Annotated in this window: 9 protein-coding genes; 8 read left to right on the top strand and 1 reads right to left on the bottom strand. The window is 57.6% G+C overall.

What is annotated here, in order from left to right; all coding sequences use genetic code 11:
* The first annotated feature begins 30 nt into the window (after positions 1-30).
* From IPM39_01420 to IPM39_01385, 8 genes are all read left to right on the top strand, one after another.
* Positions 31-2,349: an ABC transporter permease gene (locus tag IPM39_01420; GenBank protein ID MBK8984735.1), complete on the top strand. Its 2,319-nt coding sequence runs from the start codon at positions 31-33 to the stop codon at positions 2,347-2,349.
* Positions 2,350-2,352: 3 nt separating this feature from the next.
* The gene (locus tag IPM39_01415; GenBank protein MBK8984734.1) at positions 2,353-3,117 is read left to right on the top strand and encodes an ABC transporter ATP-binding protein; all 765 of its coding nucleotides are present in this window, start codon (positions 2,353-2,355) and stop codon (positions 3,115-3,117) included.
* A 101-nt stretch (positions 3,118-3,218) separates the two neighbouring features.
* Positions 3,219-5,879 carry a hypothetical protein gene (locus tag IPM39_01410; protein MBK8984733.1) on the top strand — a complete coding sequence of 887 codons (2,661 nt, stop codon included), beginning with the start codon at positions 3,219-3,221 and terminating at the stop codon, positions 5,877-5,879.
* Positions 5,880-6,075: 196 nt separating this feature from the next.
* Positions 6,076-7,335 carry a glycosyltransferase family 1 protein gene (locus IPM39_01405; protein MBK8984732.1) on the top strand — a complete coding sequence of 420 codons (1,260 nt, stop codon included), beginning with the start codon at positions 6,076-6,078 and terminating at the stop codon, positions 7,333-7,335.
* Positions 7,336-7,337: 2 nt separating this feature from the next.
* Entirely contained in the window at positions 7,338-8,153 is an 816-nt protein-coding gene (locus IPM39_01400) for a 2-oxo acid dehydrogenase subunit E2 (protein MBK8984731.1), read from the top strand.
* Positions 8,154-8,187: 34 nt separating this feature from the next.
* Complete coding sequence (locus tag IPM39_01395) at positions 8,188-8,823, top strand: CPBP family intramembrane metalloprotease (protein ID MBK8984730.1); 636 nt, start codon at positions 8,188-8,190, stop codon at positions 8,821-8,823.
* Between the two features lie 732 nt (positions 8,824-9,555).
* Positions 9,556-10,896: an HlyC/CorC family transporter gene (locus IPM39_01390; protein ID MBK8984729.1), complete on the top strand. Its 1,341-nt coding sequence runs from the start codon at positions 9,556-9,558 to the stop codon at positions 10,894-10,896.
* Entirely contained in the window at positions 10,889-12,346 is a 1,458-nt protein-coding gene (locus IPM39_01385) for an HlyC/CorC family transporter (protein MBK8984728.1), read from the top strand. Before IPM39_01390 ends, IPM39_01385 begins: the two co-directional genes overlap by 8 nt.
* A 56-nt stretch (positions 12,347-12,402) precedes the next feature.
* Here IPM39_01385 and IPM39_01380 read toward each other — a convergent pair whose 3' ends face one another.
* Positions 12,403-13,908 carry a carboxypeptidase M32 gene (locus tag IPM39_01380; protein MBK8984727.1) on the bottom strand — a complete coding sequence of 502 codons (1,506 nt, stop codon included), beginning with the start codon at positions 13,906-13,908 and terminating at the stop codon, positions 12,403-12,405.
* Positions 13,909-14,064: the final 156 nt, after the last annotated feature.

Raw genomic sequence — 14,064 nt, 5'->3', positions numbered from 1 at the left:
CTCTTGCTCCAGCTATTCAAGAGGTCAATCATGTATTACCGAATAATCCGCAATGATGCGCGAAAGCATAAAGCGATTACCCTCACAACCATGATCTTTGTCGCTGCGGCGGCCATGCTGGTCTCGCTGGCGGCCATCCTCATCGTCAATCTTTCCGGGGCCATAGATACGCTGATGACGCGGGCCAAAACCCCCCATTTTATGCAGATGCATTCGGGCGAACTGGACCAGGCGCGGCTTCTGGCTTTTGCGGCGCAGCGCGACGACATCGAGGCGTTCCAGGTGGTTGAATTTCTCAATGTGGACAACGCGCAGATCGTTGTCGCCGGGCATTCTCTGGCGGGAAGCGTGCAGGACAACGGCTTCTCTGTTCAAAGCGAAACATTCGATTACCTGCTCGACCTTGATGGCAACGTGATCCAGGTCGCCGACGGGGAGGTTTATGCGCCGCTGCGTACTATGCAGGACGGTTCGGCAAAAGTCGGCGACACGGTTGAGGTGTATGGCAAGCCGTTCACCGTCGCCGGATTTTTGCGTGACTCGCAAATGAACTCGCTGCTCGCCTCCTCAAAGCGGTTTCTGGTGAGCGCCAATGAGTTCGCCGAACTAAAAGCGTTGGGCAGTATGGAATACCTGATTGAGTTCAGATTAACGGACCCCTCCGCCCTGGGCGCATTTGAAGCCGCCTACACCGCCGCCGGACTGGACGCCAACGGACCGACGATTACTTACCCGCTTTTCCGAATGCTCAACGCTCTTTCCGACGGGCTGATGATCGCCGTGATTCTGCTGGTCAGCGCCCTGGTCGTGGTCATTGCCTTTATGTGCATCCGCTTCACGCTGCTGGCGAAAATCGAAGAAGATTACCGCGAAATTGGCGTGATGAAGGCCATTGGGCTGCGCGTGGGCGACATCAAGAAGATTTATCTGGCGAAATATGCGGCGATTACCGCCGTCGGCAGCATTCTCGGATTTGCTCTGTCGTTTGCCTTCCGGGGGATGCTTCTGGAAAACATCCGACTTTACATGGGCGAAAGCGATAATGCTGCCCTGGCCCCACTGTTGGGCAGCATCGGCGTCTTGCTGGTGTTCCTGGCAATTATCGTCTATGTGAACGGCGTCCTGGGGAGCTTTCGCCGCATCTCCCCGGCGGAGGCGATCCGCTTTGGCGTCGCCCAGGAAAAATCGGCCGGGACCAACCATTTCCGCCTGAGCCAGATCAGGCTGATGGGCGTGAATCTGTTTCTCGGCGTCAAGGATGTTCTGGCCCGCAAGAGGCTCTACGCCACCATGCTGGCAGTGCTGGTGGCGGCGGCCTTTATCATCATCGTGCCGCAGAATTTGCACAACACCATTGCCGCCAAAGGCTTCATCGCCTACATGGGTATCGGCGACAGCGACCTGCGAGTTGATATTCAACAGACGGACGAGATTGCTGAAAAGGCAACGGCCGTTGCCCACACCCTGGAAAACGACATCGCCATCGCCAGGTACGTTGTGCTGACCACCCAAACCTTCCGGACAACGATGGCTGACGGCTCAGAAAGGCAGATAAAAGTCGAACTGGGCGACCACTCGGTATTCCCTATCAACTATTCGGCCGGCCGGTCGCCGGTCGCCGCAGATGAAATCGCGCTGTCGGTTCTGAACGCCAGAGAGATGGGAAAAGAGATCGGCGATCTCCTTACCGTTATGATTGACGGGCAGGAGAGAAATCTTACCGTTTGCGGCATCTATTCCGACGTGACCAACGGCGGCAAAACCGCCAAGGCCGTCTTTACCGACCCTTCGGCCGATATTATGTGGAGCGTCGTCAGCGCGAATCTGGTGGATAAATCCCTCATCGAAACAAAAACGGCCGAGTACGCGGCAAAGTTTGCCTTTGCCAAAGTCTCCGCCATTGACGCGTTTATTGCCCAGACATTTGGCTCGACCATCCATTCCATCGGCCTGGCGGCGGCAACGGCCGTTGTCGTGGCCCTGTCCATCACGGCGCTCGTCACCCTGCTGTTCATGCGTATGCTGGTGGTCAAAGACCGCTACGCCATTGCCGTGATGAAGGCGTTTGGCTTCACCAATAACGACATTATGGCGCAGTATGTGGCCCGTTCCGTTTTTGTTCTGATTATCGGCATTTTGCTCGGCGCGTTCCTGGCTAACACGCTTGGCGAGGCGCTGGCGGGGGCGGTGATCGCCTTTTTTGGCGCGTCGTCGTTTGAATTTGCCGTCAATCCACTGACGGCGTATCTCATTTATCCCCTGCTGATGCTCCTGGCGACGTTGGTGGCCACAATCATCGGCACATTGGATGCGGGACGCATCAAGATAGCGGAAAACATCAAGGAGTAAACCATGAACAAGATAATTGCCGGCGAAAATATCGTCAAATCGTTTGGCGCGGGCGAGGAGAAGCGGCGCGTTCTCGACGGGGTATCCGTTGACATTCATGAAGGCGAGTTTGTTGCGGTGATGGGGCCATCCGGTTCGGGCAAATCCACGCTGCTGTTTGCCCTGAGCGGCATGGATGGCCTGGACGCGGGGAAAGTGATCTTTGACGGCCAGGATTTGGCCGCGCTCCGGGAAAATGAGCTGGCCGACATCCGCCGCACAAAAATGGGGTTTGTTTTTCAGCAGCCGACGCTGTTGAAAAACCTCAACATCCTCGACAACATCATCCTGCCGTCCATGCGTGACCAGCGGGGAAAGAACGGTCAGGTTGTCACCAAAGCCAGGTCGCTCATGCAAAGAGCAGACATCGCTGAACTGGAGAAGCGGGACATTACCCAGGTTTCAGGAGGCCAACTCCAACGGGTGGGCATCTGCCGCGCCCTGATGAGGCAACCCAAGATTATCTTTGGCGACGAACCGACGGGCGCGTTGAACTCGAAAGCGGCCAACGAAATCATGGGGCTGCTGGCTGAGATTCATCGGAGCGGCACAACGATCCTGTTGGTGACGCATGATGTCAAAGTGGCCGCCAAAACCGAGCGGGTGCTGTGCATGTTCGATGGCAAAATTGCGGGAGAGTATTTGGCTGGCGCATACGATGAAGAGGGCGACGACCTCAAGGCCCGCGAAGAACGTCTCACCTCCTGGTTAGCCGAGATGAAATACTGAGGCTTTCTTGATCTTCCTGCTGATTCGCCTGGTTCAGTAAATGATAGCAGGCCGCAAAGGGTGATGTTGCCGCAAAGCTGTATCCCGTTTATGCTTTAGGCATGGCGACTCAGATTCTGCACACCAAATGTCACCTGCCCCTCGCGCGCCCGAACGGGGTGACCCGGCCCCGTCTGGGCGAACGGTTACAGCAAGGTTTACTGACCGGCCGTAAATTGACGCTCATCTCCGCCCCGGCTGGCTACGGCAAGACAACGGTGGCGGCTGAGTGGGTGCGTCAGGCGGCGCTGCCCATCGCCTGGCTCTCTCTGGATGAGCAGGACAATGAGTTCAGCCGTTTTCTCGCTTATCTGCTGCTGGCCCTGCAAAAAGCAGCGGATGGGGCCGGCGCCCAGTTGCGGACGGCCCTGGATGCACCGCACCTGCCGCCCATTGAGGAAATCGCCGCTGGTTTATGCCATGATTTGGCGCAAATGGGGCAAGAGATGACCGGGGGAACCAACGGCCGTTTCCTCCTCGCTCTCGACGACTACCACAAAATCCGCCAACCCCTCAGCCACGAGCTGCTCAACCTGCTGCTGGAACATCTGCCGCCCGCCTGCCATCTGCTGCTCATCAGCCGCGAAGACCCGCCCTTGCCGCTGCCCCGTCTGCGCGTGCGCGGCGAGATGACGGAAGTTCGCGCCCAGGATTTGCGCTTTACTGTCGAAGAAGCGACTCGATTCTTCAACCAGGCGATGCAGTTAGATCTGCCGCCCGATTGGGTGGCGGCGCTGGAAGGGCGCACCGAGGGCTGGATTGCCAGCCTGCAGCTGGCGGCGCTCTCCTTGCAAGGGCGCAGCGCGGCCCAAACCGAGGCGTTCATCCGCGCTTTTGGCGGCAGCCACCGCTATGTCTTCGACTATCTGGCGGAAGAAGTATTGGGGCAGCAGTCGGTGGAGATACGTGAGTTTTTGCGGGCAACGGCCGTTCTCGACCGCTTCAACGCCCCCCTCTGCCAATCCCTTACCGGTCGCCCCAACAGCCAGGCTATTTTGCAGCGGCTGGAGCAGGCCAACCTCTTCCTCATCCCCCTGGACGACGCCCGCGACTGGTTCCGCTACCACCATCTTTTTGCCGATTATTTGCGCGCCGGACTGGACAGGTCCGAAGTCGCGGCGCTTTACCAAAAAGCCGCCCTGTGGCATGAGGCCAATGAGCTGATCTTTGAGGCGGTGCGTTATGCCCTGGCCAGCGGCGACACTGATTTTGCCGCCGCTGTCATCGAGCGAGCCTTGCTGAATGATACGACATGGTCGGGCGGCCACGTGGCCTTGCTCACGTCCTGGCTGGACGGGCTGCCGCTCCAAACCCTGCAAAGCCGTCCGCAGTTAAGCCTGCAAGCCTCGCGCATTCTTTACCTGGCAAAGCGTTATGATCTGGCGGAAAGGTATATTGACCAGACGGAGCAATCCGTCAAAACCGTGCCAGAAACGGCCGTTACGGGACAGCTGCTGGCGCTGGCCGCCCTCTATCGCGGCGCCATCGCCGCCGTGCGCGGGGATGTGGCGCAAGCCGTTGAGCAGACAACCTTCGCCCAGGCGCACCTCGCACCGGACAATCGCCTGCCCCACGCCCGCGCTTTTTACAGTCTGGGGCTGGCCTATGAACTCTCCGGCGCAACCGAGCGCTCTGTACAAAACTATTTACAATCAGCCGATACAGCGCAGGCGGCAGGGGTGTTTTTTCTGGAAGTCCACGCCCGCTGCGCCGCCGCGCAGATGCAGCTCGCGCAGGGGCAGCTGACGCTGGCCGAGCAAACCTGCCGCCAGGCAGAGCAGGTAGCGGAACGGGAGGGGCTGGCCTTGCTAGGGCTGCCCAGGGTTATTTTGGGCGGGATTGCCCTGGAGCGCAATGAGTTGAGTGCCGCTGAAGAACTTATGCAGGATGGCATCGCCCTGGCCCGTCAGGGCAGTGTGTCGGACAACGTGGTATGGGGGCTGTCTTTCCTGACGCGCCTGCGCACCTCGCAAAACAATCTGTCCGGCGCCTTTGCCGCTATTCAGGAAGCAACCGCCATTGTGCAAACCTATGGGATGCCGCGTCTGTCCACGTTGGCCGCCGCCCACCTGGCCCGCTTGCAGCTGCGGTTAGGCCAAAAACAGGCGGCAGCGGAATGGGCGATGGCGTATCAGGCTGCGCCCACGCCGTCGCCAGATGCGTTTGTGGCGCTGACCCTGGCGCGGGTCTTCCTGGCGCACGGCGATCTGGCGCAGGCGAAATCCCTCATTCTCTCGGTACAGCAGAAAGCGACGACCGACGGCCGTCAGCGGACGCACATTGAGACGTTGATTTTGCTGGCGCTGATTGCGCAGGCCGAAGGGGAGCGAGGAACGGCCGTTGCCATCCTCTCCCAGGCCCTCCAGTTGGCCGCGCCGGAGCGGTTTCTGCGCCTTTTTTTGGACGAAGGCGCGCCGCTGGCTGCCCTGCTGCCCTCTGTCCGCCTCGCTGCCCCATCGTTTGTAGACGAGTTGTTGGCCGCTTTGCAGGGTGAATTGGGGGGAACGGCCGTTATCCCAGCCCCTCCCGACGCTCTGAGCGAACAGGAAACCAATGTCCTGCGCCTGCTCTGCGCCGGGCTGTCTAATCGGGAAATCGGCGACGAACTGTTCATCAGCCCCGGCACGGCCAAGTGGCACGTCCACAACATCTTGCAAAAATTAGGGGCCAGCAACCGCGCCCAGGCCATCGTTCGCGCCCGAGAATTGGAATTGGTTGAGTAGTTTGTTGCTTTGTTTGCCAACTACTATTCAGCTATCTAGCCAACTTTCCAACCGCCAAACCTGCCTCTAAACCTACCCTCAACCCTACCCTTCGGTAGGCGACCATCCCCCTTTTTCGCTCTATACTGTCAACATATTCACCAAGGATTTTATGAGCGATGATTCGGATGGACCGAATGAGAGGAGTTGATTACAAATGCGCGTTACCATCTTCGGCGCAGGTTCCCAGGGTGACGTTCAGCCCTGCATCCGGTTAGGCAAGGGCTTGCAGCAGGCTGGTTTGCATGTCCTGCTGGCGTCTCCACAGAACTTTGCCGCTCTGATTCAGGGGGAAGGGCTGCCCTTCCATCCCCTGCGCGGGGACGTGCAGCAAATCATGGCGGGCGAAACGGGGCAAAAGTATATGGAAACGGGTGGCGCCAATCCCTTCCAATCCATCCTTGCCATGCGCAAAATGCTGGGGCCAATTGCGCTGCAAATGGCGGAAGACGTATTGGAAGCGTGCCGCCATGCCGATGCGCTCATCACCCTGGCCGTATTCGCTCCCTTCGGGCAAACGATTGCTGAGATACGCGGCATTCCGCTCATCCTGGTCGAGCCGACCCCGGTACTGCCGACAGGGGATTTTCCCGCTCCTGGCTGGCCTATACAAAAGGATTTAGGCAGGCTGCACAACCGCCTCTCCGGGTTTGCCATGATGGCGGTCATCTGGCAGTGGTATCGGCCGTTTGTCAACCAATTTCGCCAACGATTTGGATTACGGCCGTTGCACAGCGCCGATTTTCAGCGCGTCCTGACCTCCGTGCCCCTGTTAGGCGCTTACAGTCCGTCAGTCATCCCCCAGCCCAGGGATTGGCCGGGAAATGTGCATCTTACCGGGTACTGGTTTCAGGCGGCGCAAGCCACCTGGCAGCCACCCGCCGAATTGGAAGCGTTTCTCAGTCGGGGCAAACCGCCGGTTTATGTCGGATTTGGCAGCATGGCGGGGCGCAACCCGCAGCACTTTGCAGGAATTGTGCTGGAAGCCCTGGCAAAGAGCGGCCAGCGAGGCATTCTTGCCACCGGATGGGGCGGCATGAATGTGCTGAATGTACCACAGGATGTATTTATTCTGGGCGCGGCGCCGCATGGCTGGCTGTTTCCGCGCATGTCGGTGGTTGTTCACCACGGCGGCGCGGGGACGACGGCGGAGGGGCTGCGCGCCGGCGCGCCCGGCGTGATTGTCCCCTTCATCGTGGACCAACTTTTCTGGGGCAAGCGAGTCCGCGGATTGGGCGCGGGGCCGGAGCCGATCAGAGCCAACAGGTTGACGTCCGCCAAATTGGCGCAAGCCATTCACAGCGCGGTTTCCGATTCGGTGATGAAGCAGCGGGCGGAAGCTGTCGGGCGAGCCATCCGCAGGGAAGATGGCGTGGGCAGCGCCGTCAAAATCGTCAGACACTATTTGGGAGCATAAGCATGACAAACGCAAATTACCAGGTTCTTCCTTTCCCCAAAATCCGCCGTCTGATGGAAGATGGCGGGCGGCTGGGCCGCCAGAAACACCTTGTCCACGGCCTGTTCGAGATGGACGTCACCGAGGCGCGCCGGTTGATTCATGAACATCGCACCCAGACCGGCGAGGGAATCTCTTTTACGGCCGTTATCATAGCCGGCCTGGGTCGGGCGATTGACAAAGACAAATCTATACAGGCTTACCGCACCTGGCGGGGAAAACTGATCATCTTTGACGATGTAGATGTCAACACAATGTTTGAAGTCGAAGTGGCTGGTCAAAAAATTATTCGCCCCCACATCATCCGCGCCGTGAACAAAAAGACGCTGCGGCAAATTCACAACGAAATTCGGGCATTCCAGGCCGATCACGCCGAGGGTAAAGAGGGAAAATTCATCGGCTGGTTTGTCTGGCTGCCCGGATTTATCAGGCGCCTCTTTTTGCGGATTTTGTTCAAGAATCCACACTGGCTAAAGGAAATGAACGGGACGGTCTCCCTGACCTCGGTGGGTATGTTTGGGCAGGGGGGTGGATGGGGAATTCCGGTTTCCAACCATACGCTTCAGATTACCCTCGGCGGCATCGCACAGCGGCTGGCAATGGTCAACGGTGTGGTAGAAACCCGCCAGGTTCTTTGCATAACCATCAGTTTTGACCACGATATTGTGGACGGCGCTCCCGCCGCCCGTTTTGCCCAAACCTTGAAGGAATTCATTGAAGGCAGGCTGGTTTGGGACGAGTTTCCTGAACCAGGTCATTGTGCTGGAACCGGACGATGAATTATTTGATTGCAGATTCTAGAAGGAGTGTGGATTGATTAAAAAATATCGAATCCTTATCGAGACCGTTGCTGTTACTGCTGTTACCCTGTTGGGAATGCTGCTCATTCCTTCGGCCAAGACGTTCTTTGCGCTCTTGCCGGTCGTGTACCTGTTGATCGAACGTCAGCTACGCCAGCGTACCTGGGGCGAATTGGGCTTCAACGGCCGTACCTTTGGGGCCGATTTACGCGCCAACTGGGTTTTGTTCGTCCTGTTGGGCTTTGTCATCCAACCCCTGACTGTTTTGTGGGCCAAAGCGTTTTTCCCTGCTTTCCTGGCGCATGTTCAGGCACGCCTGCCGTTTGAGACTGGTATTTCCTGGGGTGTACTGCTGCCCCTGCTGGCAATTTCCCTGGTGGGCGAGGAAATGACTTATCGGACGCTGATACAGGGACGGCTGACTCCGTTTATCGGTATCCCGGCGGCAGTGGGGGTGGCTTCGCTCCTGTTTGGGCTGGCGCATTTCGCCCCAGGGCCAGGGCTTGTTGTCTTAATGGACACCGGCCTGATAGTTTTCGATTCCATCCTGTACGGTGTGATGTTTGCCCGCCGCAACAATCTTTGGGTGGTCTGGCTGGCGCACCTGCTCGGCGATATTTCTGGCCTGGTGCTGCTGGTATCAATCTAATGTTGGCATTAGAATAATTGCCATGTTCAGAAAGACAAAAATGTCCTTAACAAAATTTGCCCCGAATATGTCATTCTGAGCGGAGCCTGCGGAGCGAAGAATCCCTACAGCCTCGTGCAAAGAGATGCTGAGGAGGGCCGCAGCATGACATAAAATTGTAAAGATCGTTTCGGCAGAAGTGAACCATACCGAAAAAAGTAAATGGTACTAAAACTGCAAAGATTGTGTTATGCACGCTTTCGCGTAAATTTGGTGGTGGTCAGAGGTTAGCCGAAGTTGTCAGGTTGGGAATTGCCGGCCGCCAACCACAGACGTTGACCAATCTCTGGCGCTGTTTTATAATCTTTCACAGTCCCAACAGGGTAAATGTTGAATCGTATGCTTAGCAATGTTGATTGATACTGATTTTTTTGCGGTCAGACGGCAAAAAAAGAATCGCTTAAACGCGAATATTCCATGACGGAAACATCCGCCGCTCAAACCATACCAATGCTCAAACATTTTGTCGGGGCTGTCCGGGAGCGCCAGTCTTGACTGAACCACTTTCTGAACCGCCTCACCCTGCCAGGTACTCTTCCAGACAAAGATTGGCAATAAACTTTGAATGCAGCCGGAGGTTTTGCATTTTGCTGCCGCCTGCCGCTGTTTCGTCCATGACAAAAATCATGGGTGGTCACAATTAACGACGATACCCCCACGCATTATCTTTCGTATTCAGGCTGATAAAGGAACATGTCTACAGTTATTGTCATTATTGCTGCCGTTGCCCTGATGATTTTCATCAACGGCTTGTATGTCGCAGCGGAGTTTGCCACCGTGTCGGCGCGCCGCACGCGCATCAGCCAGTTGGCGAGCAGCGGCAACAAAATGGCCCAAATGTTGTGGCCCATTATGGAAGACACGGCCGCCATAGACACGTATGTGGCTGCCTGCCAGATCGGCATCACCATCTCTTCGCTGGTATTGGGCGCTTACGGGCAGAACGTAATTGCCGGTTATCTGGTGGAACCGTTAGGCTTCATCGCCGGCAATGAAACGGCCGCCCAATCGCTGGCGTTTGTGGTGGTGCTGGCCGTGATTACCATGTTGCAAGTGGTTTTGGGCGAATTGTTCCCCAAATCGGTAGCCATTCAGTACCCGGAAAGCGTTGCCCTGGCGCTTGTTGTACCGATGCGCGTCTCGTTGGTGTTGTTACGGCCGTTAATCTGGCTGTTCAACGGCAGTGGCAACCTGGTGCTGCGTATTATCGGTCACCGGCCCAAAGAGGGCATTCAGGCCCACTCCGCGGAAGAGATCGAACTGCTGGTGACAGAAAGCCACGAAAGTGGCCTGCTAGACGACGAAGAACGGCAAATGCTGCGCAACGCCTTCCGCCTGCGCGATCTCCATGCGCGGCAGGTAATGGTGCATCGCACCCGGTTGGTGGGCGCCCCGGCCGACAGCCCTATCGAAGAGGTTCTCAACCTGGCGATTGCCGAAGGTTTCTCGCGCATTCCCATCTACAAAAAATCCATTGACGAGATCATCGGGTTTGTCCACGTCAAGGACCTGTTTCGCCTCTATCTGGCGGGCGAAGGCGATGTGCGTTCGGTATTGCGCGAAGTGATTTACGTGCCGGAGACGATGCCGGTGGCCGACTTGTGGCAAAAGCTGAACGTAGACCGCAAATATCTGGCGATTGTATTTGATGAATATGGCGGCACGGCCGGGCTGATCACCTTTGAAGATTTGATTGAGGAGATTTTTGGCGAGCTGCAAGATGAGTTTGATGATGAAATGGCGCTGATCGCACGGGACCAAAACGGCCGTGTCTACCTCCGCGGTGACCTGCTGGTGGCCGACGTCAACGAATACCTGGAACTTAACCTGCCCACCGAGGCCGATACCCTCAGCGGGTTGGTCTTTAGCGTCCTCGGTCGGCCGCCGGTGGAGCATGAAGTCGTCGTCGTCGGCGACACACCCATCCGCATCGAAGCGATGGCCGATTTGGGCGTGTCAGAGGTCTCCTTGCAGCTTCCGCCCCTCGACGAAATGTCTGGCTTTAGCGAATGGGAGGTGGCCGACCATGAGTAAGCTCTTGCTGCTCACCCTGACCATCCCCGGTATGAGCGTTGCCATCTTGTTTGCCTCGGCTGCGCCACAGCAGCAATCATTTAACCTGGGCGCTGTGCTGCTGCCTGTTGTGGTGATCCTGCTGCTGGTGCTGCTGAACGGCTTTTTTGTGACCGCCGAATTTAGCATCATCGGCGTGCGCAGCACCCAACTCGAGGAAATGAACGCAGTCCAGGCCGGCAGCGAGCGCCAGATTGTGTTGGGCGTCCTGGACTCTCGCGTGAAGCAGGATCGCTACATCGCTACCGCCCAATTGGGCATTACCATCGCTTCCTTGGGCCTGGCGATGTATGGCGAGCCGCAAATTTCACACCTGATCGAGCCGTGGATCAGCCGTTTATGGTTCCAGCCGACCGAGGCGATGGTTCACTCCATTGGCTATGTGGTGGCGCTGTCGTTGATGACCTATTTGCACGTGGTCTTCGGCGAGATGGTCCCCAAATCCCTGGCTTTGCAAAACGCCTCCCACACAGTGCTGCGTGTGGCGCGGCCAATGCAAGTGGCGCAAACAATCTTGATCATCCCGGTGCGGCTGTTGAATGGCATTGGCGCCTGGCTGCTGCGCGTGTTTAAAGTCCCCCCGGCCGAGGGCCACGCCCGTGTGTTGTCGCCGGAAGAAATCGAACTTTTGGTGACAGAAAGCGCCGAGGGTGGCCTGTTGAATGAAGATGAACAGGAGATGATCCGCAATATCTTTGATTTTAGCGACCGACTGGTGGGGCAGGTGATGACACCGCGCACACGGGTGCAGGCCATCCCGCTGGACATCGGCAAAGACGAACTGCTGCGCATTGTCACCCAAAGCCGCCACAGCCGTTTTCCCGTGTACGACAGTGATCGAGACCACATCATCGGCATCGTGCATCTGAAGGACCTGATTCGCCAGACCATGCGCCCGGACAGCCGTTTCGATATTCGCCTGATTTTGCGCTCGGCCCCGGCCGTGCCGGAAGATTATCCGGTGGAGAAATTGCTGGCGGCGTTTAAGAGCCAGCGTCTGCACATGGCCGTTGTGTTGGACGAATTTGGCGGCATGGCCGGTATTGTGTCGCTGGAAGACCTGGTGGAAGAGGTTGTCGGCGAGGTGCGCGATGAGTTTGATCTGGAGCGGGAGCCGCTTGTGATTTTGTCGCCGGGGGTTATTGAAGCGGCTGGCGATTATCTGGTGGATGATTTAATGGAGATGGTCTTCTTAGGCGCGGAAGATGAACTGCCGGATGTGGAGACTGTTGGTGGCCTGGTTGTGGCGAAATTGGGCCGACCGGCAAAAGTGAATGACGAAGTGGTTTACAGCGAGCATGTTGTTTTTCGGGTGTTGGATATTGACCGTCTGGCGGTGACGCGGGTACGCATTGAATTCCCCGCTCCGCCAGATAGTGGGCCAGATGGTTCTGGTGCGGATCATGAATAGGGATGCGTCCGGCGTCCGGCGGCTCTGTGGGTGGCCGGACGCCGGACGTCTTTTTCTTACAAGCCGTACAAGTCGCTGAACTTGTTCGTGGCGTAACGCATGAAGGCGGCGTGGCCGAGGGGCTGGCCGGTGACGTGCTGTACCAGTTCGCCGGGGGTGAATTTACGGCCGTGCCGATGAATATTCTCGCCTAACCAGGCCAGCAGGCTGGTGGTCTGGCCCTGGTTTAATTCATCGAGGATGGCCGGGGTTTGGGTGACGGCCGTTTCCCACAACTGCGCCGCGTATAAATTGCCCAACGCATACGTCGGAAAATAACCAAACCCAGGGCGCGTCCAATGCACGTCTTGCAGACAGCCTTCGCTGTCGGTTGGCGGCGTCACGCCCAGCAGCGTTTCCATTTTGGCGTTCCAGGCGGTCGGCAAATCTTTAGCCGCCAGGTCGCCGTTGAGCATGGCCTGTTCCAACTCAAAGCGCAAGATGATGTGGAAATTGTAGGTCAGCTCATCGGCTTCCACGCGGATGAACGAGGGCTGGACTTTGTTGATCGCCCGGTAGAAATCTTCGGCTGTGTGGCTGCCCAACTGGGCCGGGAACAAGCTTTGCAGCTTGGGATAATGCGCCCGCCAAAAGCCGCGGCTGCGCCCCACCAGATTTTCCATCATGCGTGACTGCGATTCGTGAATGCCCAACGACGTGCCCCGCGCCAGCGGCGTGCGCGCCAGGTTCGGGTGGGTTCCTTGCTCATACATGCCGTGCCCCGCTTCGTGCAGCGCGCCAAACAGGGAGGGGTTGAGGAAGTCGGGATACCAGCGGGTGGTGATGCGCGCATCGTCGCGGCTGAAGCTGGTGGCGAAGGGATGGACCACCGTGCCCAGGTGACCGCGGCTAAAATCGTAGCCGATGGCCTGGGTGATGTAGCGGGCGAACTCCTGCTGTGCAGCCACGTCGAAGCTCTGGTGGACGATGCTATCGTCTACGGCCGTGCCCCGTTCCACAATCGCCTGGAGTAAGGGGACCAACTCCGCTTTGACGGCGCCGAAAATGGCCCGGACTTCGGCTGTCTTCATGCCAAACTCGTATTTATCCAACAGGGCGTCGTATTTTTCGTCTTCGTAACCGTATAACTCGGCCATCTCCTGGCATAGTTCCACCACCTGCTCCAACCAGGGCTGGAAAGTGGCGAACTGGTTGTTGGCGCGGGCCTGTACCCAGGCGGCATGGGCCTGCCCACTGACTTGTGACGAACGGGTGACAAATTCGGGTGGTAGTTTACGGCCGTCTTCATACGTGCGCCGCAGCAGGCGAATCAGGCTGGCTTCGATGCTGTCGTATGGGGCGTCCTGGCATTCGGCGGCGGCGTTTTCAATTAGCTCGCCCATCTCGTCGGACGTGCTGAGGATGTGGGTGAAACGGTTGAGGGTGGTCATCTGCTGGATGCGGGCGCTGAGGCCGCCGGGGGGCATGTTGACTTCTTTGTCCCAACTGAGTACGGCCAGGGCTTTGCCCAGGTCGTTGATTTCATGCACTTTTTCCAGCAATGCTTCATAGTTTGTGGTCATGGAATTCTCCTTCGTAAACGGGAGCGCGGACGTCCCGTCCGCCCTGGCAGGCGAGACGCCTGCGCTCCCAGGGTTTTCATTCATGGTGGTGGGTAAGCCACTCATGAAGTCTTCTATTTAAACGGCTCAAGTAGTGGAAGTTTACCGGAAAATCCA

It is taken from the genome of Candidatus Leptovillus gracilis, assembly GCA_016716065.1.
Lineage (GTDB): Bacteria > Chloroflexota > Anaerolineae > Promineifilales > Promineifilaceae > Leptovillus > Leptovillus gracilis.
Note: the sequence above shows the minus strand (reverse complement) of the source record. Positions and strands in the feature narration are given on the sequence as shown.

Bases quoted from the DNA above. Each gene is read 5' to 3' on its own strand.
- IPM39_01400 (MBK8984731.1), top strand. From the start codon at position 7,338: ATGACAAACGCAAATTACCAGGTTCTTCCTTTCCCCAAAATCCGCCGT.
- IPM39_01390 (MBK8984729.1), top strand. From the start codon at position 9,556: ATGTCTACAGTTATTGTCATTATTGCTGCCGTTGCCCTGATGATTTTC.
- IPM39_01380 (MBK8984727.1), bottom strand. From the start codon at position 13,908: ATGACCACAAACTATGAAGCATTGCTGGAAAAAGTGCATGAAATCAAC.
- IPM39_01405 (MBK8984732.1), top strand. From the start codon at position 6,076: ATGCGCGTTACCATCTTCGGCGCAGGTTCCCAGGGTGACGTTCAGCCC.
- IPM39_01385 (MBK8984728.1), top strand. From the start codon at position 10,889: ATGAGTAAGCTCTTGCTGCTCACCCTGACCATCCCCGGTATGAGCGTT.
- IPM39_01415 (MBK8984734.1), top strand. From the start codon at position 2,353: ATGAACAAGATAATTGCCGGCGAAAATATCGTCAAATCGTTTGGCGCG.
- IPM39_01410 (MBK8984733.1), top strand. From the start codon at position 3,219: ATGGCGACTCAGATTCTGCACACCAAATGTCACCTGCCCCTCGCGCGC.
- IPM39_01420 (MBK8984735.1), top strand. From the start codon at position 31: ATGTATTACCGAATAATCCGCAATGATGCGCGAAAGCATAAAGCGATT.